Raw genomic sequence first — 22,552 nt, 5'->3', positions numbered from 1 at the left:
CACGTCGATCGAAAGGATTCCCGCCCCATGGCCACGCGCAGCAGCAACATCGCGGCACGACTGATCGCCATGGCGGCGGGAGTCGCGCTTCTGGCCGGAACCGCGGCATGCGGCGCCGATGGCGGACAGGGGCAGGCCACGGCGTCGGCCGCGTCCGCCGCATCGAAGGCGGACGCCGGATCGGCCGTCATCTTCACCCCGTCCGACGGCATCACCATCTCGCAGCGTACGCCGCTCAACAAGTGGGCGAAACTCGTCCCCGCGATCACCTCGCGACTCGTCGACGCCGGGGTCGCCAAGAAGGACATCGAGACCAGGACCTCGTCCGACCTCGACCAGCAGAGCCGCGACGTCCAGGACTGGGTGGTCGACCACATGACCTCGTCGGGTTCCGGCGAGACCGCGAAGCGCACGACGCTGGTCGTGGCGCCGGCGGTCGAATCCGATGCGGCCACGCGCCAGTACGGCGACTACGTCACCCAGCCCGTCACCGCCGCGTCGTCGTCTTCCTCGTCTTCCTCATCGGATTCGGCGTCGTCCGGATCCTCCACGTCCTCTTCGGAAACGGACGACGCGCAGGACGCCGGGACCGGGACCGCGGAAAGCGCCTATTCGCGGCTCGACGCGGCGCTGGAGCTCGCGCGCGAATCCGGCATGCATGTCGTGTTGCTCGCCAACGGGGTGAAGGACTTCGCCCCGGACGCGTTCATCCGGTTCTCCACGGCGGAGCAGATCGGCCGCACCCAGGCGCAGAAACTCGTCGCCAAACTCGATCTCGCGAAGGCGAGCAAGGACAATCCCAAGGCCATCGAAGTGCTCATCCCCGACGTGACGGACGGGGACGCGGATGACGACGCGCAGGACAACGACACGTTCGCCCATGACGCGTTCGCGGGCATGTGGCAGGTGCTCCAGCCGTACTTCAGCCAAGGCAAGGCGTACAGCCCGTCCCAGCTGCTCACCAAGTCCTCCACCGACAAGGACTGGCGCGACGTGACCGTGCAGGCCGACGACGCCAAGGGCATCGCCGCCGAGCTCGACAGGCGCCTGCCCACGAAGAGGACCTCGGACGGCACCGCGCACACGAGGATCGACGGCATCATAGCGATGAACGACTATGTGGCCGCCGCGGTGACCGACGAGCTCGACTCGCTCGGCTACACCGGATCGGCCGCCGACATCAATCCGCAGATCACGATATCCGGCATCGTCGGCAATATCGCCGGCCGCAAGGACCTTCAGCGAGGCAGCGTGCCGGATCCGGCGAAATCACCGGATAACGCCGGCAACGCCGGTTCCGATGACGAGGACACCCCGTCGGCGCAGGTCGGCGTGGACGAATCCAACAGCCGCTGGCCCATCGTCACCGGCTTCGGCGGATATGTGGACACCATCCCCCAGGTGGTGAACGGCAAGCAATGGATGACGGGCCTTGAGGATCGGCTCTCCCTGGCCGCGGACACCGCGCGCGTCGTCGTCAGGCTGAACCGGGGCGGCAAGGTCGCCGACCTGTCCTTCGTGAAGAAGGGGAGGCTCACGGGCGTCAAGGGCAAGGTGAACCTCGTGGAGGAGGACCCGCTCTCCGTAAGCGCCTCCAACCTCAAGTCCACGCTCATCGACCCCGGGTACATCACGATGGCCGACGCCGGCCTGTGACCCGGCACCCGCATATGTGAATGGGCGCCCACGAACCAGCGTGGGCGCCCATTCACATATGCGCATATCAACGGCTTGGACGACTAAAAGCCGAGGCGTTCCAATTGCTTGGCTGAGCCGTGAAACGGACAACCCGGTGGGTTGTCCGTAGGCGAAGTGAGCGGGCACGCCACAGGTGCCCGCGAAGCGATCCCAAGCAGATGGAACGGCTAGAAGCCGAGACGTTCCAACTGCTTGGGATCAGACTGCCAGCCCTTGGCGACCTTGACGTGCAGGTCGAGACGGGACTTCCTTCCGACGATGCGGTTGACCGGGGTGCGCAGCCTCTTCTTCACGGCGGTCAGGTTCGACGCGCCCTTGCCGATGATGATCGGCTTCTGCGAGTCGCGTTCCACATAGATGGACACGCGTACGTCCGCCTTGCCGTCGTACGCCTCGCCCGTCTCGTTATCCTCCGGATAGTCGATGGAATCGACGACGACCGCGAGCGAATGCGGCAGCTCGTCGTCCAGCTGTTCGAGGAACGCGCCGCGGATGAGCTCGGCGATGGTGTCCTCCGGGCGTTCCTCGCTGATCTGCTCCTCGGGGTACATCTGCGGGCCTTCGGGCATGTGTTCGATGAGCACCTTGCGCACCTCGTCGAGGTTGTCGTGCCCGAGCGCGCTCACCGGCACGATGTCCGCGAAGTCGGCGAACCCGTCGATCTCGATGAGCTTGGCGACGAGCCGTTCGCGCGTGAGTTCGTCGATCTTGGTGACGACGGCGACCAGCGGCACCTTCCAGGCGAACGTGCCGTCCTCCCGCTTGACGGCGAAGTCGGAGCGCAGACGGGACAGGATGCGCCTGTCGCCCGGCCCGATCTCCTGGTCGGCGGGCAGCAGGAACGCCACCTCGTCCACGTCGGACAGGCTTTCGTCGACGATGTCGTTGAGCCGCTGGCCGAGCAGCGTGCGCGGACGGTGGATGCCGGGGGTGTCCACCAGCACGAGCTGCGCGTCCTCGGTGGTGAGGATGCCGCGGATGGCCTTGCGCGTGGTCTCCGGGCGGGAGGACGCGATGGCGATCTGCTTGCCGATCAGCGCGTTGATGAGCGTGGACTTGCCCACGTTCGGGCGTCCCACGACCGCGACGAATCCGGAACGGTACGGCCGGGCTTCGGCGCCTTCCATGGTTCCGTTCTCGTTCGTGGCTGCGGCGGTGTCGGTCATGTCACTCCTTGCTGTTCCTGTCCTGCTTGTCGTCCTGCGGATCGTCGGACGTGCCGTCGTCATCGGCGTTGCCATCTTCCTCGTGCCCCTCGACGTGCGCGGGTTCGACGACGATGGTGGAGACCTTCTTGCGACGGCCGGCGGAGTCGACGGCGGTGAGTTTCAGACCGCGGGTCACCGCGGAGGCGCCGACGATCGGCACGCGGCCGAGCAGTTTCGTGAGCAGGCCGTAGACGGTGTCGACGTCGTCCTCGTCGATGTCGATTTCGAAGATCTCCTCCAGATCGGCGATGGGCGTGCGCGCCGGCATGCGCCATTTGCGGTCGCCGATCCGTTCCGGCTCCTCGCGTTGCGTGCGGTCGTGCTCGTCCTCGAGTTCGCCGACGATCTGCTCGATGGTGTCCTCGATGGTGACCAGGCCGGCGATGCCGCCGTATTCGTCCACGACGACCGCCACGTGCTGGCGGGAGCGCTGCATCTGATGGAACAGGTCGTCGACCGGTTTGGACTCCGGCACGAGCATGGGTTTGCGCACGATGGATTCGACCTCGCGTCCGAGCGCCGCCTGGTTGAACGCGGTGGCGCGCACCGCATCCTTGAGGTAGGCGATGCCGATGAGGTCGTCCACGTCGTCGCCGATGACGGGCACGCGGGAGAAACCGGAGCGGGAGCACAGCTTGAGCATCGCCTCGAGCGTGGCGTCCCTGTCGATGCAGATCATGTCGGTGCGCGGCACCATGATCTCGCGGGTGAGCGTGTCCGACAGGGTGAGCACGTTGCGCAGCATCTCGGAGACCTCGGGGTCGAAGTCGTTCGATTCGACGAGCCGGTCGATGGTGGCGCGCCCCTGTTCCTGCTGGATCTTCTCCAGCTCCTCGTCGTCGGACAGTTCCTGCGCGCGGCGGCGCCCCTCGCGCCCCGCGCCGAGACGGAGGAACGGGGTGAGCCTGACGGCCGCCGCCACCAGGCGCGAATGCTCGATCATGATGTCGGCGGGTTTGATGGCGCCCGTCTCGCGTGGCCGGACGAACACGCTGACCACGGCGACGACGATCGCCACGACCACGCCGATGAGGATCTGCATCCACAGGGGGGCGCCCCACAGCGCCGCAACGATGGCGACGAGCACGCCGACGAGCACGTTGCATGCGATACGGAAGAAGGCGCACGCGCCCGCGGTCACGTACCGGTCGGCGATGAGGCGCTGCACACGATGGATGCGGTCGACCCTTTTCATGCGGCTGAACTGGGTCAGTTCGCCGTCGGTCTGCGCCTCCAGCACGAGGTTGTTGAGGCTGGCCCTGGTGACGCGTCCCACGGCGCCTTCGGCGGCGGCCAGGGACAGCGACAGCCAGACCATCAGCGCGGCGACGATCACCAGCGCGGCGGTGACGGCGATCAGGGTCGGTTGGGAATACTCCATCGGTGTTGTGCTTCCTTCGTGTGCTTGGTGTATGCGGGGGTATCTGCGGGTATGCGGATACGTCGCCGCGTCGTCCCCATACGGCGCGGCGACGTATCCGTCATGGGTCTCGCGTGGTTCAGTGCGTGATCTGGCGTCCGGGGCCGTGAGCCGCATCATAGGCGGCCAACGCGTCCTCGCTGCCGGCCGGCAGCTCGACGGGAGCGCCCAGATCATGGCGCACGGCGATGAACGTGAGCAGCAGCTGCCGCTGCAGTCCGAACATCTGCCGTTCCTGCTCGGGGTTCACATGGTCGTAGCCGAGCAGGTGGAGGATGCCGTGGATGGCGAGCAGCATCATCTCCTGCAATACGCCGTGGCCCGCCGCCGCGGCCTGCTGGGCCGCCACCCACGGGCAGATCACGATGTCGCCGAGCACGCCCTCCATCACGGTCTTGCCGTCGCCGGGCCGCAGCTCGTCCATCGGGAAGCTCATCACGTCGGTGGGCCCCTCGAGGTTCATCCAGTGTTCGTGCATCTCGGCGATGGGTTCGGGGTCGACGAACAGGATGGTCAGGTCGGACTGGGTGCTCACCCTCATCTGGTCGAGCACCCACAGTCCCAGGTCGGAGAAGAGTTTGGGATCGATGGTCCATACGGTCTCGTTGGACACGTCAACGCTCATCGGTTTTCCTTTCGGTCCTCGTCGGCCGCGCCGTTCGCGCGGTCCGTGGTGTCGTCGTCGTGGCCGGCCCCGTCGCCGCCGTTCCGGTCGGCCCGACGGCCCGCGCCGCGCGATATGCGGCGATGATCGCCGTCCAGCCCCTCGCTGCGGTTGTACGCCTCGACGATGAGCCCGACCAAACGGTGCCGTACCACGTCCTCGGCCTTGAGATGCACGAACGCGATGTCCTTGATGCCGCCGAGGATGCGTTCGATGGTCGCCAATCCCGAACGCGGCACGGCCAGATCGACTTGGGTGATGTCGCCCGTGATGACCATCTTCGTGTTGAAGCCGAGTCGGGTGAGGAACATCTTCATCTGCTGCTCGGTGGTGTTCTGCGCCTCGTCGAGGATGACGTAGGCGTCGTTGAGGGTGCGGCCGCGCATGTAGGCGAGGGGCGCCACCTCGATGGTGTTGTCGTCCATGAGCCGCCTGAGCTGGTCGGCGCCGAGCATGTCGCCGAGCGCGTCGTACAGCGGACGCAGGTACGGATCCACCTTGTCGTTGAGCGTACCCGGCAGGAAGCCGAGGCTCTCCCCCGCCTCCACGGCCGGTCTCGTGAGGATGATGCGCCTGACCTGCCGGTCCTGGAAGGCGCGCACCGCCTTGGCGACGGCGAGGTAGGTCTTGCCCGTGCCGGCCGGTCCGATGCCGAACGTGATGGTGTGCGACTCGATGGCCGCCACGTACGCCGCCTGCCCCGGCGTCTTGGCCCGGACCGGATTGCCGCTGGCATAGGTGATGACGCCGGGAACGGCGGGCCTGCGGTGCCCGGAATCGGTCCGTCGCGCTTTGACGGAGGCCGCCTCGACGCGCTGCAGCGTCTCCACCGCGCGCCCGTGGCCGGGATGCGTGGACCGCGTGCGGTTGTCGAGCACGTCCTGGTCGATCATGCGCCGCACCGTGTCGGCGTCCATCGGCGCCGTGTGCGCCGCTTCGATGATCGTGTTCACCAGATCCTCGGCCTTCGCGGCGTCGGCTTCGGTCTGCTTCGATCGCGAGACGATGGCCACGCGGTTGCCGCGCACGATGATCGTCAGTTCCGGGAACGCGCGTTCGATTTCGCGGATCACCTCGTCCACCGGCCCGAGCACCGCCACGGGGTCGAGTTGCGTCGGGATGGTGATGGTGCGTGTTGTGGTCGCCAAGGGTTCCTTTCCTATGGGCTGGCTGTTGCGGAATCGGTCCTTTTCCTCCGACCGGGGCTACTCGTCGAGCTTCTCGCCGGTCATGACGTGCGCGTGCACGTGGAAGACCGTCTGTCCCGCGTCGAGTCCGGTGTTGAACACCAGACGGAACGCGCCGTGGAAGGCGTCGTCCGCGATGTGCTGCGCCACCTCGACGATGTGGGCGAGTTCGGCCGGATCGTCGGCCGCGAGCTCGGCCACGTCGGCGTAATGGCGCTTCGGCACGACCAGCACATGCACCTTGGCCTTGGGGTTGATGTCCTTGAAGGCGTAGGTGGTGTCGTCCTCGTAGACCTTGGTGCTGGGGATCCGACCCGCGATGATGCTGCAGAACAGGCAGTCGTCCGATGCGCTCATTGGTGCTCCTTCATATGTGTGCGTCCACGCGTCGCGTGGATCGCGTCCTTCCCCACACAGCTTAGCGCGCACCCGTTACCCGGGTGCGGAAGCCATCGCGCTATGCGAAGCGGCCGAGCATGCGGGCGAGCAGGGACAATGCCACGGGCCCGGCCGTCGAGGCCCTGAGGATGTTCGATCCCAGCACGACGCTGTGCGCCCCGGCTTGGGTGAACGCGGCGACCTCGTCCTCGCTGATGCCCCCCTCCGGGCCGACCACGACGTGCACCGTACGCGGCCTGGCGTCCTTCAGGCAGCGGTCGGAGAGGTCGCGCACCAGACCCTCGACCGAATCCCAGGTGTCGGTGGCGTCCTGATGCAGCACGATCACCAGGTCGCCGTGCACGTTGGCGCGAAGGCACAACGACACGATCTGCCTGGAGGTGACGCACTCCCCCAGATCGGGCCTCCACGAGCGGCGCGACTGTTCGGTGGCCGCGTCGAGCGTGGAACGCCACTTGCGGTCGGTGCGTCCCGGCTTCCATTTGGCGATGGACCGATCGGCCTGCCACGGGATGACCTCGTCGACGCCGATCTGCGTCGCGACGTCGATCGCCTGCTCGTCGTGCCCGTTCTTCGCCAGGGCCTGGACGAGCGCCAGGCGGGTCACGGGCGCGGGCTCGCGGACGAACCCGCGCACCTCGGCGACGCCTTCGTCGGGATTCGTCAGCACGGCGGTGACGCGCAGGCCGCGGCCGTCGGACAGCTGAAGCTCGTCCCCGGTCTTCAACCGCATCGCCTGCACCGCATGGCGGCGTACCGCCACGGGCAGGGTGAGTTTCCATCCGGTGTTGAGCTCGTCCGAGTTGACGGGCACGTCGTCATGGTCGGGATCCAGGAGGAACAAGGCATCTGTCATGGTCCCAAGGCTATCAACAGCACTGCGACACGCCGATGATTGCGCGCCTGTGATTTGTTGCTAAAGTAACAACTCGTTGCCAGACAGCGACACCTGCCCGGGTGGCGGAATGGTAGACGCGCTAGCTTGAGGTGCTAGTGCCTATTTTTAACAGGCGTACGGGTTCAAGTCCCGTCTCGGGCACCATCGAAACCCCTTGGAGACAAGGGGTTTTCTTGTATCCGGAGGTGTGCCGGCATTCCCCTGCGAAGGCGCGCATGCCGGAACGTCACGATCATCGGATCATCAGGCCAGGAAAGTCAGGAGAGGGTCATGCGTTTCGTGCATCTTGAATCCATCGACGACGAACGGGTGTCGGCGTACGTCAACCTCACGGAGATCCAGCTGCGCAACCGTCTCGAACCGGCCAAGGGACTGTTCATCGCGGAATCGCCGAAGGTCATCGACCGGGCCCTGGCTGCCGGCCGCGAACCCATCTCCCTGCTTGTCGAGGAGCCGTGGATCGAGGGCATGGCCGACACCTTCGCCGCGATCGACGCGCAGTGGGGGCCGGACGTGCCCGTGTACGTGGCCTCCCCCGAACAGCTGCGGCGGCTGACCGGCTATCGCCTGCACCGCGGCGCCCTGTCGGCCATGCGCCGCTGGCCGTTGCCGAGCGTGGCGGACGTGTGCCGCGGCGCCCGGCGCGTCGCCGTGATGGAGAACATCGTGGACCACACGAACGTAGGCGCGCTGATGCGCTCCGCGGCCGCCCTCGACGTGGATGCGGTGCTGGTCACCCCCTCCTGCGGGGATCCCCTGTACCGCCGCGCCGCGCGCGTGTCGATGGGCACGGTGTTCCAGATCCCGTGGACGCGCATCGGCGGCGAGGACAAAAGGTACTGGCCGTTCCAGGGCATCGACGAGCTGAAGTCGCTCGGCTTCACCACCGTGGCCATGGCGCTCGAGGACGATTCGATCAGCCTCGACGAGCTCACCCGTCGACTGCACGCCGAATCCAGGGACCCGGACCGCATCGACCGGCTCGCGCTCATCTTCGGCACCGAAGGGGACGGCCTCTCCCGCCACACCATCGCGCGCGCCGACCTGACGGTGAAGATCCCGATGAGCCATGACGTCGACTCGCTCAACGTCGCGGCATCCAGCGCCGTCGCCTTCTACGCCACCCGCATGCGCTGACCGCGTTGACGCCCGCCGTGGCGCGCCGCGGTGACGACGAGGGGAACCGGCGGTGAATCCTGTTGACGCGCGGGTCGGCGATTCGGGCGTGTCGCGGTTTTTGTGCAATCATTGTCATTGTCAGTCCGGGGCAAGGATGCGCCGGATCGGAACCCGAGCGCGGCGTCGAAGGACGCTGTTGGTTGTTGAGAGGAGCAACACGACCATGGCCAAAAACAAGCAGAAGATCCTGTCGATCGTATTGGCGGGCGGCGAGGGCACCCGACTGATGCCGTTGACGCGCGACCGTGCGAAGCCGGCCGTCCCGTTCGGCGGCGTGTTCCGTCTCATCGACTTCCCGCTGTCCAACCTGGTGAACTCCGATTACCGCCACATCGTCGTGCTCACCCAGTACAAGTCCCATTCGCTGGACCGTCACATCTCCCAGATGTGGCGCTTCTCCTCCCTGCTCGGCAACTACGTCTCCCCCGTCCCGGCGCAGCAGCGCCTCGGCAAGCACTGGTACCTCGGCTCCGCGGATGCCATCTACCAGACCATCAACATCATCGAGGACGTCCAGCCGGACATCGTCGTGATCGTCGGCGCCGACCACGTCTACCGCATGGACTTCGGCCAGATGGTCCAGCAGCACATCGAGTCCGGCGCGGAATTCACCGTGGCCGGCATCCGCCAGCCCATCGAGCAGTCGAAGCAGTTCGGCGTCATCGACGTGGACCCGAACCACCCGAACCAGATCAAGAGCTTCCTGGAGAAGCCCGAGACCTGCGCCGGCCTGCCGGACGATCCGAATTCCTTCCTCGCCTCCATGGGCAACTACGTGGCCAACACGGACGCCCTGTTCGACGCCCTCGCGAAGGACGAGAAGAACGAGAACACGAAGCACGACATGGGCGGCGACATCGCCCCGTACTTCGCCGCCCGCGGCGAGGCCGGCGTGTACGACTTCAATACGAACGAGATCCCGGGCGCCACGCCGACCGACCACGCCTACTGGCGCGACGTGGGCACCATCAAGCAGTTCTACGACGCGCACATGGACCTCATCGCCTACGTGCCCGAGTTCAACCTGTACAACCAGGCCTGGCCGATCTACACGAACTCCGGCACCCTGCCGCCGGCCAAGTTCGTGCACGCCGGCCGCGATCGTCTCGGGCACGCGACCGATTCGATCGTCTCCCCCGGCGTCATCGTGTCCGGCGGCGAAGTGCACCACTCCGTGCTGTCGCCGAACGTGCGCATCCATTCGTGGGCCCAGGTGGTCGATTCCGTGCTGTTCGACGGCGTCATCGTGAACCGTCGCGCGCGCGTGTACAAGGCCATCCTCGACAAGAACGTCGTGCTCACCGAGAACTCGACGGTCGGCATCGACACCGAGCATGATCTCGCCCGTGGCTTCACCGTCACGCCCGAGGGCATCACGGTGGTTCCGAAGGGCACCGTCGTCGACGACTGACGACCGGCATCCGGCCCCATAAGGAAACCCCCGAACCGTTTTTAGACGGTTCGGGGGTTTCCCGTTATTCCAGCGTCCTGTGCGGCCGCCGGTCGGGTCCGTTCAAGGCCGCCGGCCGCACAGGACGCGAAACGAACATCAGTACTTCGGCAGGTTGTCGAAGTTGAAGCCGAGCGCGGCCAGCTGTTCGCGGCCCTCCGGCGTGATCTTGTCCATCGTCCAGCGCGGCTGCCATGTCCAGTCGATGCGGAACTCCTCGACAAGACCGGCGAGCGTGCTGGCGCATTCGTCCTCGATGAGGTCGGTCAGCGGGCAGGCGGGCGTGGTGAGTGTCATCGTGATGATCGCGCGCCCGAGATCATCGATCTCGATGCCGTAGACCAGACCGAGGTCGATGACGTCGATGCCGAGCTCCGGGTCGATGACCTGATGCAGGGCCTCGCGCACGTCCTCCGCCGTGGCGCGGCCGATGTCGTCGACGAACTTCAGCGGGATGTGGCCGTCATCCGATTCGGCGTCGTCGTGGCCGCATTCGCTTTTCCTGTGACGTCCGCATGCGCACATGTCGTCGGACGACGATTCCGGTTCGGCGGGACGCCCGTTCGGGAACCCCTTGGCCAACGCCGGGTTGGCCATCACCCGACGGGCCGCCTCCTCATCCTTGAGCACGTCGTTCACCGCGTCGAAAACGGTGGGCGCGGGCTCGGGCACGAGATTATCGCTCATAGTTCACTCCAAAAATCGATGGTCGTCTTTTACTGTACGCGCGGCGCCGGGCTTTGTCACCGCGATCCGTTACGCCGAGCGCTCAGCGCTTGGCGGCCAGCGCCTTGGCGATGGAATCCTTGAGTCCCTCCCAGGCGAGCAGGGCGCACTTGATGCGCATCGGATACTTGGAGACGCCCTGGAACACGATGCCGTCGCCGAGGGACTCCTCAAGGTCGTCGTCATCGAGCCCCTTGCCACGGGATTCCATGAGCTTGTGGAACGTGCGCTCGAGCTCCATTGCCTTGTCCACGGTCTTGCCGTCGACCAAATCGACCATGACGGAAAGGCTGGCCTGCGAGATCGAGCAGCCCTGGCCGTCCCAGACCACGCGTTCGATGGTGTGGGGCTCCTTGTCGGAGACCTCCACATGCACGGTGGCCTCGTCGCCGCAGGTGGGGTTGAACTGGTGGGATTCGCCGGGCGTGCAGTATTCGTGGGTGGCGCGCACCACCGTGTCCCCGGCGGCGGCGCCCTCCTTGGTGAGGTCGGCCGCGAAATGCTCCTTGCCATGCGGGTTCTTCGCCGCCTCGAGGATGACCTCCTGGTACATCTGCTCGAGGTCGTCCCCGCTCATGCCGTAATCGTTCATAGCTTCCTTATCGTAGTGGCACTCCCGACCGGGAGACACGCGTATCGGCGGACATGCCGACGGGGGCCTCCTCCGCCTCCCATATACCGGTCGGAGGAGGCCCCCGTGTCGATCGGGAACCGGTCAGGCCCCGAAGAACTTCCTGATGCCCTTCGCCGCCTCGACGAGCGCCTGCGCGTCCTCGATGCTGTTGTACACGCCGGAGGAGGCCCGGTTGGAGGCGTACAGGCCGAAGTGGCGGTGCACGGGCTGCGCGCAATGATGACCGACGCGGATGGCGATGCCCTGCGCGTCGATGTACTGGCCGACGTCATGCGGGTGCACGCCCTTGACGTCGAACGCGACGGTGCCGATGCGGTCCACATTCTCGCGGGGACCCAGGATGCGGATGCCGTCGATGTCGCCGAGCTTGAGCAGTTCGGCGGCGATCGTGCGCTCATGCGCCTCGATGTTCTCCAACCCGATGTTCATCATCCATTCGGCGGCGACGCCGGCGGCCACGACCTGCGCGACCGGCTGGGTGCCGGCCTCGAAGCGGGCCGGCGGCTCCATGTACTGGGCCGGCTGGTCCATCCACGCAAGCTCGACCATCGAACCGCCGAAGTTGGCCGGCGGCAGCGGCTCGAGCAGCCCGCGCTTGCCGTACAGGAAGCCGACGCCGGTGGGGCCGTACATCTTGTGCGCGCTCCATGCGGCGAAGTCGACGTCCAGCGCGTGGAAGTCGACCTTGAGATGCGGCACCGACTGGCAGGCGTCGAGGATGAACACGGCGCCCACGGCGTGCGCACGGGCGATGATCGGCGCGATGTCGGTGATGGCGCCGGTGGTGTTGCCCACATGCGTGACGGCCACGACCTTGGTGCGTTCGGTGATGACCTCGTCGAGGTTATCGGTGCGCACGCGCCCGTCCTCGGTCAGGTCGATCCACTTGAACGTGGCGCCGGTGCGGTAGGCGAGCTCCTGGAACGGCAGCAGCACCGAATGATGCTCCGCCTTCGAGACGACGATCTCGTCCCCGGGCTTCAGCGCGAACCGCTTGGCGGCCTCTCCCCCACGGCCGAGCGACGCGTTGCCGAACGCGGTGGCCAGCAGGTTCAGCCCCGCCGTGGCGCCGCCGGTGACGACGATCTCCTCGTTCCCCTCCTCGGCGTTCGCGCCGACCAGCTTCGCGACCTTCGCACGCGCCTCCTCGAACGCCACCGTCGAGCGCGCCGCGAGTTCGTGGGCGCCGCGGTGCACACCCGCGTTGATCGTGCGGTAGAAGTCGCTCTCCGCATCGATGACGCGTTTCGGCTTCTGCGAGGTGGCCGCCGAGTCGAGGTATACGAGCGGATGCCCGTGCACCTCCTGGTCCAGAATCGGGAACTCATCCCTGATCGCTGCGAAATCAACCATTGTCATTTCCCCCATTTCGTGACATTCACATGCAAGTGAGTGGGAGTCGGCGGAACGCATATCGAGACCGTAAAGACTTGGCCGGAGCGGCCCGGAGCGTGTCACGGTATGCGTTCCGCCGACTCCCACGGCTCCGCTGGAACCGTGAAAGCCGGCGGAACCGACGTCCGTCGGATGTCAGGCGAGTGCGGACTCGGAGTCCGCGCCCTCCGGCAGGTACGCGTCGTAGCCGTTCTCCTCGAGCTCGTCGGCCAGCTCGGGGCCGCCGGTCTTCACGAAGTGGCCGTCGGCGAACACGTGCACGATGTCCGGCTTGATGTACTTGAGGATGCGCGTGTAGTGCGTGACCATGAGGATGCCGAACTGGTTGGCCTCCTTGGCGCGGTTCACGCCCTCGGACACGATGCGCAGCGCGTCCACGTCGAGGCCGGAGTCGGTCTCGTCGAGGATGGCGAACTTCGGCTTGAGCAGTTCGAGCTGCAGCACTTCGGCGCGCTTCTTCTCGCCGCCGGAGAAGCCTTCGTTGACGGAGCGGGTGGCGAACTTCGGATCCATCTTGAGACGCTTCATCGCCTGGGACAGCTCCTTGGTCCACGTGCGGATGGACGGGGCCTCGCCGTCGACCTCGGTCTTCGCGGTGCGCAGGAAGTTGGTCATGGAGACGCCGGGCACCTCGACCGGGTACTGCATGGCGAGGAACAGGCCGGCCTTGGCACGCTCGTCCGGGGTCATCTTGAGGATGTCCCGGCCGTCGAGCAGCGCCTCGCCGGAGTCGACCACGTACTTGGGGTGGCCGGCCAGCGTGTAGGCGAGCGTGGACTTGCCGGAGCCGTTGGGGCCCATGATGGCGTGGGTCTCGCCGGAGTTGACGGTCAGCGAGGCGCCCTTGAGGATCTGCTTGGTGCCTTCCTTGGTTTCGACGTGGACGTAGAGGTCCTTGATTTCGAGAGTGGACATTGGTTCTCCTAAAGGTCCGTAAAAGTATTGGATTACTTGTCTTCCAGCACCTGCGCCATGGCCGCGTCCTCGCCGCGGGCCAACCGGCGGTCGATGACGTCCATGAGATGGTCGGAGACGGCCGGGATGCCGATCTCCTCGACGAGTTCGCCGAAGAAGCCGCGCACGACGAGCTTGCGCGCCTCGGTCTCCGGGATGCCGCGGGATTCGAGGTAGAACAGTTCCTCGTCGTCGAAACGACCCACCGAGGAGGCGTGGCCGGCGCCGATGATGTTGCCGTTCTCGATCTCCAGGTTCGGCTCGGAATCGGCGATCGCGCCCGGGGTGAGCACGAGGTTGCGGTTGAGCTCGTAGGAGTCGGTGCCGGGGGCGGTCGGTTCGATCAGTGCGTTGCCCACCCACGTGGAGTGCGCGCCCTTGCCGTCGAGCGCGCCCTTGTAGACGACGCGGCTCTTGCATTCGGGATGGTTGTGCACCACCATCGTACGGTGTTCGATGTGCTCGCCCGGGTCGACGAAGTAGATGCCGAGCATGTTGAGCTCGCCCTGTTCGCCGCCGAAGTCCTGGTCCATGCGGATGCGCACCACGTCGCCTCCGAGCGTGACGACGGAATGGCGCAGGGACGCGCCCTTGCCGACGTGGATGCGATGATTGCCGACGTGCTTGGCCGCGCGGTCCCACTCCTGGATGAACGTCGTGGAGACGTGAGAGTCCTTGCCGGTGGTGATCTCGACGCCCTCGGCGAGGCGCGCGTCGCCGTCGTGCTCGACGACGACATCCGCGTGTGCGCGGTCCGCGGCGTCGATGACGAGATGGAACGCGTCGAGGCCCTCGCCGGCGCCATGCACCTTGACGAGCACGGGCTGGGCGATCTCGCCTTCGAGACGAAGGATCGTCGCGGTGGAGCCGGAGTTCCATTCGACGGCGGAGACGCGGTCATTCGGCTTGGAGACGGTGCCGGACGCGCCCTCGCCGAGCCGGACCTGGCTGAGCGTGACGCCTTCGGCCAGCGGGGAGCCGTCGATCATCGACACTTCGATCTCGGTTTCGCCGGAGGGCTTGAACACGTCGAAGAACTCGCCGATGCGGTCGATGGGCGTGTAGCGCCAGTCCTCCTGGTCGCGCGCGGGCACCGGGAAGGAGTCCACGTCGAAGGAGCGGGGCGCGCGGTCGGCGCTCGACGGCATGGCCGCCGGGATCTTGTACGGGTCGTTCGGGTCGGCGACCGGGATGTTCAGTTCTGCTGCCTTGTTTTCGGCCATGGGATCAGCCCACCGATCCTTCCATCTGCAATTCGACGAGTCTGTTGAGTTCGAGCGCGTACTCCATCGGAAGCTCGCGGCTGATCGGCTCGACGAAGCCGCGCACGATCATGCCCTGCGCCTCCTCCTCGGACAGGCCGCGGCTCATCAGGTAGAACAGCTGGTCCTCGGAGATTTTGGAGACGGTGGCCTCGTGGGCCATCGAGACGTCGTCCTCGCGCACGTCCACATGCGGGTAGGTGTCGGAGCGGCTGAAATCGTCGACGAGCAACGCGTCGCACACGGTCGAGTTGGAGGACCCCTCCGCGCCCTTGACGATCTTCACCAGACCGCGGTAGGCGGAACGGCCGCCGCCGCGCGAAATGGACTTGGCGACGATGGTGGACGAGGTGTGCGGGGCGAGGTGGATCATCTTCGCGCCCGTGTCCTGGTACTGACCCTTGCCGGCGAAGCCGAGCGACATGGTGCTCGCCTTCGCGTACGGCTCGGCGAGGATGCAGGCCGGGTACTTCATCGTGGCCTTGGAACCGATGTTGCCGTCCACCCATTCCATCGTGCCGCCCTCACGCACGTAGGCGCGCTGGGTGACGAGGTTGTAGACGTTGTTCGACCAGTTCTGCACGGTGGTGTAGCGCACGCGCGCATGCTTCTCGACGATGATCTCGACGATGGCGGCGTGCAGCGAGTCCTCGGACCAGATCGGGGCGGTGCAGCCCTCCACGTAGTGCACGTAGGAGCCTTCGTCCGCGATGATGAGCGTGCGCTCGAACTGGCCCATGGCGGGCGTGTTGATGCGGAAGTAGGCCTGCAGCGGGATGTCCACGTGCACGCCCTTCGGCACGTACACGAACGAGCCGCCGGACCATGCGGCGGTGTTGAGCGCGCCGAACTTGTTGTCCTCGGGCGGCACGACGGTGCCGAAGTACTTGCGCACGAGATCGGGGTATTCGCGCACGGCGGTGTCCGTGTCGACGAAGATGACGCCCTGCTTCTTCAGGTCCTCCTGGATGGAGTTGTAGATGACCTCGGACTCGTACTGGGCGGCCACGCCGGAGACGAGGCGGTTCTTCTCCGCCTCCGGGATGCCCAGGCGGTCGTAGGTGTTGCGGATGTCGTCCGGCAGCTCCTCCCACGACTTGGCCTGCTTCTCGATCGGCTTGACGTAGTACTTGAAGTCGTCGGCGTTGAAACCGGACAGGTCCACGCCCCACTTGGGCATCGGCTTGTCGAGGAACGCCTTGAACCCGCGCAGACGCATGTCGAGCATCCATTCGGGCTCCCCCTTGTCGGCGCTGATGTCGCGCACGACCTGCTCGTCGATGCCTCGCTTGGCGGCCTCGCCGGCCGCATCGGAATCATGCCAGCCGTAGCTGTAGTCGCCGAACTGCTGGATGATCTCGTCGTCCTGTTTGATCTTCTCCTCGTTGACGCGGGACCTATCGGCCACGTACTGGCTCATCTCCACGTCAGCGGCGGCGTTTGGCGCTTGAGTATCGCTCACCATCCTGCCTTCCATCGTTCACGAAAGTTCCTACGTAAACCTAGCAGAAGCGGTGTGCGAACACCACAGCGACACCGTATGTTGGCTCAGGGGATAACGTGAGCTGAGACACGTCGGCGCTTCGCCACGAGCACGGCCAGCACCACGGCGTCGGCGACGATCAGCGCGACGAGCACGCCGCGGAACACCGTCATGCGGTCTATGCCTCCCGCCGGACCGGCGGCCGCGCCGTCGGCGGAGGCGGACACCGGTTTCAGCCCGGTGGACGTCGTGCGCATGCGTACGGTGGGCGTATTCCCTGTGATGCTCTTCACCGTGGCCGCCGCGATGACCGAACCGTCGGCGGACACCGCAAGACCGAGGACGATGTCGCCGTCCGTCGGGAACGACGCCGTCCGTTTCAGGTCGGACGGGTCGAGCGCCGATACGCCCGACGCGCCGTCCCCCGTCCCGTTCATGGAGGCGTACAACGCCCTGCCGTCGGGATCCGTTTTCAACTGGGTGACGCCCGAGGACATATCGCCCGAAGTGACGGTATGATCGTCGCTTCCGTCGGCGGACACCCGATGGAAGCTGTTGTCCATGACGTCCGTGTACCAGATGACCGTACCGTCGGCGTTGACGGCGAACGTGCCGGGGGCGTTCTTGACGGACACCCGGTCGCGGACCTTCCAGGAGGCGGTGTCCACGACGACGAAACCCGGCGAGGAGGAATCCGAGGACCCATCCACGGACCCCGATTGGACCACAAGCGTTCCGCCGTCCGCCGACAGGGCCAGCGGCATATGGTTGATCGTGTTCTGCGATGCCACGGACACCGCGGAAAGCCTGAGGTCGGAACCGACGGCCTTGCCATTGGACGTGTCCATCGCCCACACCACATTGGCCTGCCCCATGCCGGTGCCGTATAGGGTCCGGCCATCAGGCGAGACGAGAAGCTGCCCCGGTGCGGAGCCGCCGGCATCGCCCGGCAATGGAAGCGAACGGACCGGATCGACGCCGCCGCAGCCCTCACCGCACTGCTGCGTGGTGTCGAAGACGTCGACCCTCCCCTGATCGGCCAATGTACCGACGTACAGCTCGTCGGAGGTCGGGGATACGGCGATGCCGCGCGTGCCGGATACGGAACTCGCGAAGTATGGCGTCTTCTCGTTGCCGCTCGCCACGTCGTATTGTCTGACACCGGAGTTCTCAACGGTGTAGATGGTCTTGCCGTCACGGCTGAGCGCGAACTGCGAGACGCCGGGCACGTCGAACACGGAGCCGCCGGATGAAGCGGCATGGGCCGTGGGTACGGGGCCGAAGGCGATCAGGCCGAAAACCACGGTCGCACAGGCGGTGAACGCCGCGACCAGCGCGTTCATCATCGTCGCCGGGCGAAATACCACGGCCGACCCGTCATTCCTTGCATCCCCCCGATGTTCCTTCGCCATGTCCGCTCCCCCTCCCATGTGACCGGCCCATGCGGCACGCACCCCCTCCGCCATCGGTCGGCGATGACCGGTGTTCTTCCATCCAGCCTACCGCTTTCCGTCGCCACGATGCGGCGCTGGCCGAAACCGTGCCGAAATACGGCGAACGGCCGTTGCCATGCCCATTCCCTCGATGGGCACGGCAACGGCCGTCGGTATCCGTTCGCGTCAGCGCGCTTCCTTGTGGTCGAGCGCCGCCTTGACCAGACCCGCGAACAGCGGATGCGGCTTGGTCGGACGGGACTTGAACTCGGGATGCGCCTGGGTGGCCACGTAGAACGGATGGACCTCCTGCGGCAGTTCGACGAACTCGGTGAGCTCCCCGTCCGGACTCTGGCCGGAGATGCGCAGACCGCCCTCGCGCAGACGGTCCTTGTAGGCCACATTCACCTCGTAACGGTGACGGTGACGCTCGGTGACGTGCGTGGTGCCGTACAGCTCGGCGACCAGCGAACCCTCCTCCAGCTCGGCCGGGTAGGAGCCGAGACGCATGGTGTGGCCCATGTCGCCCTTGCCGGCGACGATGTCCTTCTGCTCCTCCATCGTGGCGATGACCGGGTTGGCGCACTCCGGCTCGAACTCGGTGGAGTTCGCATCCTCGATGCCGAGCACGTGGCGCGCGTATTCGATGACCATGGACTGCAGGCCCAGGCACAGGCCGAGCGCCGGCAGCTTGTTCTCACGGGCGAACTTCAGGGCGCCGATCTTGCCTTCGATGCCGCGGATGCCGAAGCCGCCGGGGATCACGATGCCGTCGATGTTGTCGAGCGCGGCGGCCGCGCCCTCCTCGGTCTCGCAGCGGTCGGCCGCGACCCACTTGACGTTCACCTTCGCCCAGTTGGCGAAGCCGCCGGCCTTGATGGCCTCGGTGACGGACAGATAGGCGTCCGGCAGGTCGATGTACTTGCCGACGATGGCGACGTTGACCTCGTGCTTCGGGTGGTGCACGCGCTCGAGCAGATCTTCCCACTCGTCCCAGTCGACGTCGTGGAACGGCAGACCGAGCTCACGCACGACGTAGGCGTCGAGACCCTCGTCGAACAGGATCTTCGGCACGTCGTAGATGCTGTTGGCGTCCACGCAGTTGACCACGCCCTCGGCGTCCACGTCGCACATGAGGCTGATCTTGTCCTTGATGGACTGGTTGAGCGGACGGTCGGAACGCAGCACGAGCGCGTCCGGGGAGATGCCGAGCTGACGCAGCATCATGACGGAATGCTGGGTCGGCTTGGTCTTGAGCTCGTGGGCGGCGGAGATGTACGGCACGAGGGAGACGTGCACGAACATGCAGTTGTCGGAGCCGAGGTCGCGGCGCACCTCGCGGGCCGCCTCGAGGAACGGCTGGGATTCGATGTCGCCGACGGTGCCGCCGATCTCGGTGATGATCACGTCGACGTCGTCGCTCGCCTGGGCGCGCATGCGCGACTTGATCTCGTTGGTGATGTGCGGGATGACCTGCACGCACTGGCCGAGGTACTCGCCGGCGCGCTCCTTGCGCAGCACCTCCTGGTAGATCTGGCCGGTGGTGACGTTCGCCTTCTGGGAGAGGAAGACGTCGAGGAAGCGTTCGTAGTGGCCGATGTCGAGATCGGTCTCGGCGCCGTCCTCGGTGACGTACACCTCGCCGTGCTGGAACGGGTTCATCGTGCCCGGGTCGACGTTGATGTACGGATCGAGCTTCTGCTGCAGCACATGCAGGCCGCGGGAACGCAGGAGACGGCCAAGGGAGGACGCCGTCAGGCCTTTGCCGAGGGAGGAGACCACGCCGCCGGTGACGAAGATATGCTTGGTGACGTGCTCTTGCGAATTGCCATGTGTTCTTCTAACCATGGAATTTCACTCTATCACCCGTGCGTGACCCGGCGTGTTCGCGACACCGGCGCATTCGCCATTGCCCGCATGGCCGCACCGTCCACATCACAGCAGCCCCTTCCTGGTGAGCACCGTGTACAGGCGGCTGCCGTCGTAGAACCAGGTGACGTCGAAGCGTCCGAACGAATCGGACAGCATGCCGTCGTTGGAGTTCGTCTCATTGAACCGTGACATGACCGAATCCGGGACGTCGAGGTCGTCGAACACGCAGTCGGGGATGCCGTCCGACGTGACGGCGAGGGTCTGGTGGTCGTCGGAGAGCAACAGCAGCGCGTTGTCCCCCATGGAGTAGACCGTATGCCTGTCGTCGCCGTATTCGTCGTATGCCGAGGTCCGTGTGCCGCAGTCCTCGGCGGCGCGGTACAACCCGTTGCGCGACCAGGAGACCATGACGACCGCGATCATCGCAATCGGACGGAACCGTCTTCGGACACCCGACAATATAGGGGGATTCCACGCCCCCCCCCCCGTTGGCTTTTGTCAAATGACGGAGTCGGCAACGCGTCAATGAACGGACCTGCGTGTTCCGGCATGATATGACGCTGCAGGGCGCGTCGACGCGCCCTGCATCATGGAACCGCCATTTCCGAATCAGTCATGGAAGACGAGAATCGCCTTGGCGGAGTTGGTGACGGACATGGTCACCAACTCATAGCCCTGCGTCTCCATCTCATTGGCGACGCGTTCCACCTCCTCCGCCATGGTCTTCGCCTTCGGCGCATAATCGAGCACCACGGTCTTGTATGCCATCGTCGTTCCTTTCCCCGATGCGGCCCGCTACGGTTCCATCGTAGGGAGGGGAACGGGAACCCTGGCCGTGCGGACATTGCCGTCCCGTGAATTCACGGCGACTTCACCGCGAAACGACCATTCACCACGTTGTGGAGCTCTGTACACATTGTTCGCACGTGTTGCGTCACCCACCTGCAATCGTTTAGGTTCGGGGCATGAAAACGCATAAAGGGGTCACCGCGCTGCTGCGGGCCGCCGAACGGGAACGCCGTTGCGCCATCGGCGAGAACAGGGCCCTGTATCATGCCCTCCGACGCAGAACAAAATCATTGGAGGTGACGTCCCCGTATCCGAATCTTTTCGCCGACGCGGCATATTGGGAATCCTTGAACCCGGAGGAACGGTCGCTGCACGTGATCCGAGCCTTGGCGAGACTCCACCCGAAATGGATATTTGCCGGCCTGAGCGCCGCATGTGTATATGGCTACCAGCACGGTTATTCATTGCATGACGGCTCCGTGTTCATCGCGTGCGAACACGGTCGCAATGCCGCCGACGCGTCGAAGTTGCGGCGACTCTATATCCGTACGGATATACTGCGGTACACCTGCAACGGGATTCCCGTCACTTCCCCGGCCCAGACGCTGCTGGACTGCGCCGCGTACCCGTTTGCGAACGCGCTGGCGATCTACGATTCGGCATTCCGTACCCCATATGCGAAACCCGAAGAGGTACGTGCCCGGATGCTGCGTGTGAACTGTGATGAATCGGCCGTCACTCGACTGTTGCGTCATGCCGATTCCCGTAGCGAGAACGGTGGCGAATCATTCGCACGCGGACGGATGATCGAACTCGGATTCGCGGTACCCGCTCTTCAGGTGGAGTTCGACAACCCGGATAATCATCGGATGCCATATCGCGTCGACTTCTGTTGGAAACTCTCCGACGGTCGTGTCATCATCGCTGAATTCGACGGCACCGCGAAATACCGCGATGGAAGCAACAAAAACCGTGCCAGTATCCAAGCGAAACTCGATTACGAGCGTCGACGTGAACACCATCTTAAGGAGGCGGGAGTCACCGCCATCGTGCACCTGTTCTACGAGGACGTGACCGTGGATGACCGCCTACGGTCTAAGCTGTTGTCATCCGGAGTACCTTATCTGCGGTGATTGGCCGACGGTGATGGAAACCGTCGGATTGTTCGATCGTTTCGCAACCGTCCATGACGCAATGAAATCCGGAAGACCGGACGAATCTCCTGAATATGTTGCACTGCGTGACCTGCAGTGCAACATATTCAGGAAAACAATCGCGAACGCCCAAAATCGTTGCGCTGACCACGGCTCAGTGCAACATCTTCAGGAGACATTACCTATTCCCCCGAATATGTTGCACTGCCGGGGCCGGATGCCGCGATTGCATCCCTCACCACCGTGGCGACCACCGATGTTCGAGGTGGACGATCACCCGTTGACGAGGTGGGCGATGGCGTCCAGGGCCAGCTTGTAGCCGTAGAAGCCCATTCCGGTGATGGTGCCGGTGGCCACCGGGGAGATCACGGAACGCTTGCGGAACTCGTCGCGCGCGGACGGGTTGGAGATGTGCACTTCCATGAGCGGCAGGCCGGCGTCGCCAATCATGTGCGCGGCATCGGCCAACGCATAGGAGTAGTGGGTGAACGCGGCGGGGTTCATGACGACCGGCGTCTTCTCATCCGCGGCCTGGTGCATCCAATGCACCATTTCGGATTCGTCGTCGGTCTGGCGCACCTCGACCTCCAGGCCGAGTTCCGTGCCCCACATGGTGCACAGGCGACGTAGTTCGGCGAGGTCCTGACGTCCGTACACGTCGGGCTGGCGTACGCCGAGGCGTCCGAGGTTCGGGCCGTTGACGACGATGACTTTGGTGGACATGGTTCTCTCTCCTTCTTCGGGCGG

At 65.4% G+C, this 22,552-nt stretch carries 21 protein-coding genes and 1 tRNA gene; 5 read left to right on the top strand and 17 right to left on the bottom strand.

The features are described 5' to 3' along the window. Positions 1-27: 27 nt before the first annotated feature. On the top strand, positions 28-1,656 hold the full coding sequence (locus tag GFD21_RS02280; protein ID WP_163196302.1) for a substrate-binding domain-containing protein: 1,629 nt from the start codon (positions 28-30) through the stop codon (positions 1,654-1,656). A 209-nt stretch (positions 1,657-1,865) separates the two neighbouring features. On the opposite strand, the gene era is transcribed toward GFD21_RS02280, so the two are convergent. The 6 genes from era to GFD21_RS02250 form a co-directional block, all read right to left on the bottom strand. After that, the gene (era, locus tag GFD21_RS02275; protein ID WP_163196301.1) at positions 1,866-2,864 is read right to left on the bottom strand and encodes a GTPase Era; all 999 of its coding nucleotides are present in this window, start codon (positions 2,862-2,864) and stop codon (positions 1,866-1,868) included. Position 2,865: 1 nt separating this feature from the next. After that, the gene (locus GFD21_RS02270) at positions 2,866-4,287 is read right to left on the bottom strand and encodes a hemolysin family protein (RefSeq protein ID WP_163196300.1); all 1,422 of its coding nucleotides are present in this window, start codon (positions 4,285-4,287) and stop codon (positions 2,866-2,868) included. A gap of 118 nt (positions 4,288-4,405) precedes the next feature. Further along, the gene (ybeY, locus tag GFD21_RS02265) at positions 4,406-4,951 is read right to left on the bottom strand and encodes an rRNA maturation RNase YbeY (RefSeq protein WP_163196299.1); all 546 of its coding nucleotides are present in this window, start codon (positions 4,949-4,951) and stop codon (positions 4,406-4,408) included. Then, entirely contained in the window at positions 4,948-6,138 is a 1,191-nt protein-coding gene (locus GFD21_RS02260) for a PhoH family protein (protein ID WP_163196298.1), read from the bottom strand. The genes ybeY and GFD21_RS02260 overlap by 4 nt, the downstream gene beginning before the upstream one ends. A gap of 57 nt (positions 6,139-6,195) precedes the next feature. Next, complete coding sequence (locus tag GFD21_RS02255) at positions 6,196-6,534, bottom strand: histidine triad nucleotide-binding protein (RefSeq protein ID WP_163196297.1); 339 nt, start codon at positions 6,532-6,534, stop codon at positions 6,196-6,198. A gap of 100 nt (positions 6,535-6,634) precedes the next feature. Next, positions 6,635-7,432, bottom strand: a complete 798-nt coding sequence (locus GFD21_RS02250) for a 16S rRNA (uracil(1498)-N(3))-methyltransferase (protein ID WP_163196296.1) — start codon at positions 7,430-7,432, stop codon at positions 6,635-6,637. Between the two features lie 95 nt (positions 7,433-7,527). Between GFD21_RS02250 and GFD21_RS02245 the strand changes: the two genes are divergently transcribed. The 3 genes from GFD21_RS02245 (at position 7,528) to glgC (ending at position 10,064) form a co-directional block, all read left to right on the top strand. Further along, positions 7,528-7,618, top strand: a tRNA-Leu gene (locus tag GFD21_RS02245). A 126-nt stretch (positions 7,619-7,744) separates the two neighbouring features. Beyond that, positions 7,745-8,611, top strand: a complete 867-nt coding sequence (locus tag GFD21_RS02240) for a TrmH family RNA methyltransferase (RefSeq protein WP_163196295.1) — start codon at positions 7,745-7,747, stop codon at positions 8,609-8,611. 205 nt (positions 8,612-8,816) lie between these two features. Next, entirely contained in the window at positions 8,817-10,064 is a 1,248-nt protein-coding gene (gene glgC, locus GFD21_RS02235; protein WP_163196294.1) for a glucose-1-phosphate adenylyltransferase, read from the top strand. 138 nt (positions 10,065-10,202) lie between these two features. On the opposite strand, the gene GFD21_RS02230 is transcribed toward glgC, so the two are convergent. The 10 genes from GFD21_RS02230 to GFD21_RS02185 all read right to left on the bottom strand — a co-directional run bounded on the left by GFD21_RS02230 (position 10,203) and on the right by GFD21_RS02185 (position 20,630). After that, positions 10,203-10,790, bottom strand: a complete 588-nt coding sequence (locus GFD21_RS02230; RefSeq protein WP_163196293.1) for a metal-sulfur cluster assembly factor — start codon at positions 10,788-10,790, stop codon at positions 10,203-10,205. 82 nt (positions 10,791-10,872) lie between these two features. Further along, positions 10,873-11,421 carry a Fe-S cluster assembly sulfur transfer protein SufU gene (gene sufU, locus GFD21_RS02225; RefSeq protein ID WP_163196292.1) on the bottom strand — a complete coding sequence of 183 codons (549 nt, stop codon included), beginning with the start codon at positions 11,419-11,421 and terminating at the stop codon, positions 10,873-10,875. Positions 11,422-11,544: 123 nt separating this feature from the next. After that, positions 11,545-12,816 (bottom strand): cysteine desulfurase, encoded by a 1,272-nt coding sequence (locus tag GFD21_RS02220; RefSeq protein ID WP_163196291.1) that lies wholly within the window; start codon positions 12,814-12,816, stop codon positions 11,545-11,547. 177 nt (positions 12,817-12,993) lie between these two features. Next, a complete protein-coding gene (sufC, locus tag GFD21_RS02215) occupies positions 12,994-13,773 on the bottom strand; it encodes a Fe-S cluster assembly ATPase SufC (RefSeq protein WP_163196290.1) in 780 nt (259 codons plus the stop codon). Positions 13,774-13,805: 32 nt separating this feature from the next. Then, positions 13,806-15,035: a Fe-S cluster assembly protein SufD gene (gene sufD / locus GFD21_RS02210; RefSeq protein WP_163196289.1), complete on the bottom strand. Its 1,230-nt coding sequence runs from the start codon at positions 15,033-15,035 to the stop codon at positions 13,806-13,808. A 4-nt stretch (positions 15,036-15,039) separates the two neighbouring features. Continuing rightward, on the bottom strand, positions 15,040-16,539 hold the full coding sequence (sufB, locus tag GFD21_RS02205; protein ID WP_163196288.1) for a Fe-S cluster assembly protein SufB: 1,500 nt from the start codon (positions 16,537-16,539) through the stop codon (positions 15,040-15,042). Between the two features lie 83 nt (positions 16,540-16,622). After that, a complete protein-coding gene (locus GFD21_RS02200; RefSeq protein ID WP_163196287.1) occupies positions 16,623-17,924 on the bottom strand; it encodes a YncE family protein in 1,302 nt (433 codons plus the stop codon). Between the two features lie 252 nt (positions 17,925-18,176). Further along, positions 18,177-19,838 (bottom strand): CTP synthase, encoded by a 1,662-nt coding sequence (locus GFD21_RS02195; RefSeq protein WP_163196286.1) that lies wholly within the window; start codon positions 19,836-19,838, stop codon positions 18,177-18,179. An 87-nt stretch (positions 19,839-19,925) separates the two neighbouring features. Beyond that, positions 19,926-20,285 (bottom strand): hypothetical protein, encoded by a 360-nt coding sequence (locus tag GFD21_RS02190; protein WP_163196285.1) that lies wholly within the window; start codon positions 20,283-20,285, stop codon positions 19,926-19,928. Between the two features lie 186 nt (positions 20,286-20,471). Next, the gene (locus GFD21_RS02185) at positions 20,472-20,630 is read right to left on the bottom strand and encodes a hypothetical protein (protein WP_163196284.1); all 159 of its coding nucleotides are present in this window, start codon (positions 20,628-20,630) and stop codon (positions 20,472-20,474) included. A 197-nt stretch (positions 20,631-20,827) separates the two neighbouring features. Here GFD21_RS02185 and GFD21_RS02180 point away from each other — a divergent pair, with 197 nt between their 5' ends. After that, positions 20,828-21,784 carry a hypothetical protein gene (locus GFD21_RS02180; RefSeq protein ID WP_163196283.1) on the top strand — a complete coding sequence of 319 codons (957 nt, stop codon included), beginning with the start codon at positions 20,828-20,830 and terminating at the stop codon, positions 21,782-21,784. 294 nt (positions 21,785-22,078) lie between these two features. Here GFD21_RS02180 and GFD21_RS02175 read toward each other — a convergent pair whose 3' ends face one another. After that, positions 22,079-22,528, bottom strand: a complete 450-nt coding sequence (locus GFD21_RS02175) for a type II 3-dehydroquinate dehydratase (RefSeq protein ID WP_163196282.1) — start codon at positions 22,526-22,528, stop codon at positions 22,079-22,081. Positions 22,529-22,552 lie beyond the last annotated feature (24 nt).

This window comes from Bifidobacterium platyrrhinorum (assembly GCF_010667645.1).
Classification (GTDB): domain Bacteria; phylum Actinomycetota; class Actinomycetes; order Actinomycetales; family Bifidobacteriaceae; genus Bifidobacterium; species Bifidobacterium platyrrhinorum.
The sequence above is the reverse complement of the archived record's forward strand: the minus strand, read 5'-3'. Positions and strand labels throughout refer to the sequence as shown.

Excerpts from the sequence above, each read along its gene's own strand:
- GFD21_RS02280 (WP_163196302.1), top strand. The coding sequence starts at position 28 with ATGGCCACGCGCAGCAGCAACATCGCGGCACGACTGATCGCCATGGCG.
- era (WP_163196301.1), bottom strand. The coding sequence starts at position 2,864 with ATGACCGACACCGCCGCAGCCACGAACGAGAACGGAACCATGGAAGGC.
- GFD21_RS02270 (WP_163196300.1), bottom strand. The coding sequence starts at position 4,287 with ATGGAGTATTCCCAACCGACCCTGATCGCCGTCACCGCCGCGCTGGTG.
- ybeY (WP_163196299.1), bottom strand. The coding sequence starts at position 4,951 with ATGAGCGTTGACGTGTCCAACGAGACCGTATGGACCATCGATCCCAAA.
- GFD21_RS02255 (WP_163196297.1), bottom strand. The coding sequence starts at position 6,534 with ATGAGCGCATCGGACGACTGCCTGTTCTGCAGCATCATCGCGGGTCGG.
- GFD21_RS02250 (WP_163196296.1), bottom strand. The coding sequence starts at position 7,432 with ATGACAGATGCCTTGTTCCTCCTGGATCCCGACCATGACGACGTGCCC.
- GFD21_RS02240 (WP_163196295.1), top strand. The coding sequence starts at position 7,745 with ATGCGTTTCGTGCATCTTGAATCCATCGACGACGAACGGGTGTCGGCG.
- glgC (WP_163196294.1), top strand. The coding sequence starts at position 8,817 with ATGGCCAAAAACAAGCAGAAGATCCTGTCGATCGTATTGGCGGGCGGC.
- GFD21_RS02230 (WP_163196293.1), bottom strand. The coding sequence starts at position 10,790 with ATGAGCGATAATCTCGTGCCCGAGCCCGCGCCCACCGTTTTCGACGCG.
- sufU (WP_163196292.1), bottom strand. The coding sequence starts at position 11,421 with ATGAACGATTACGGCATGAGCGGGGACGACCTCGAGCAGATGTACCAG.
- GFD21_RS02220 (WP_163196291.1), bottom strand. The coding sequence starts at position 12,816 with ATGGTTGATTTCGCAGCGATCAGGGATGAGTTCCCGATTCTGGACCAG.
- sufC (WP_163196290.1), bottom strand. The coding sequence starts at position 13,773 with ATGTCCACTCTCGAAATCAAGGACCTCTACGTCCACGTCGAAACCAAG.
- sufD (WP_163196289.1), bottom strand. The coding sequence starts at position 15,035 with ATGGCCGAAAACAAGGCAGCAGAACTGAACATCCCGGTCGCCGACCCG.
- sufB (WP_163196288.1), bottom strand. The coding sequence starts at position 16,539 with ATGGTGAGCGATACTCAAGCGCCAAACGCCGCCGCTGACGTGGAGATG.
- GFD21_RS02195 (WP_163196286.1), bottom strand. The coding sequence starts at position 19,838 with ATGGTTAGAAGAACACATGGCAATTCGCAAGAGCACGTCACCAAGCAT.
- GFD21_RS02190 (WP_163196285.1), bottom strand. The coding sequence starts at position 20,285 with ATGATCGCGGTCGTCATGGTCTCCTGGTCGCGCAACGGGTTGTACCGC.
- GFD21_RS02185 (WP_163196284.1), bottom strand. The coding sequence starts at position 20,630 with ATGGCATACAAGACCGTGGTGCTCGATTATGCGCCGAAGGCGAAGACC.
- GFD21_RS02180 (WP_163196283.1), top strand. The coding sequence starts at position 20,828 with ATGAAAACGCATAAAGGGGTCACCGCGCTGCTGCGGGCCGCCGAACGG.
- GFD21_RS02175 (WP_163196282.1), bottom strand. The coding sequence starts at position 22,528 with ATGTCCACCAAAGTCATCGTCGTCAACGGCCCGAACCTCGGACGCCTC.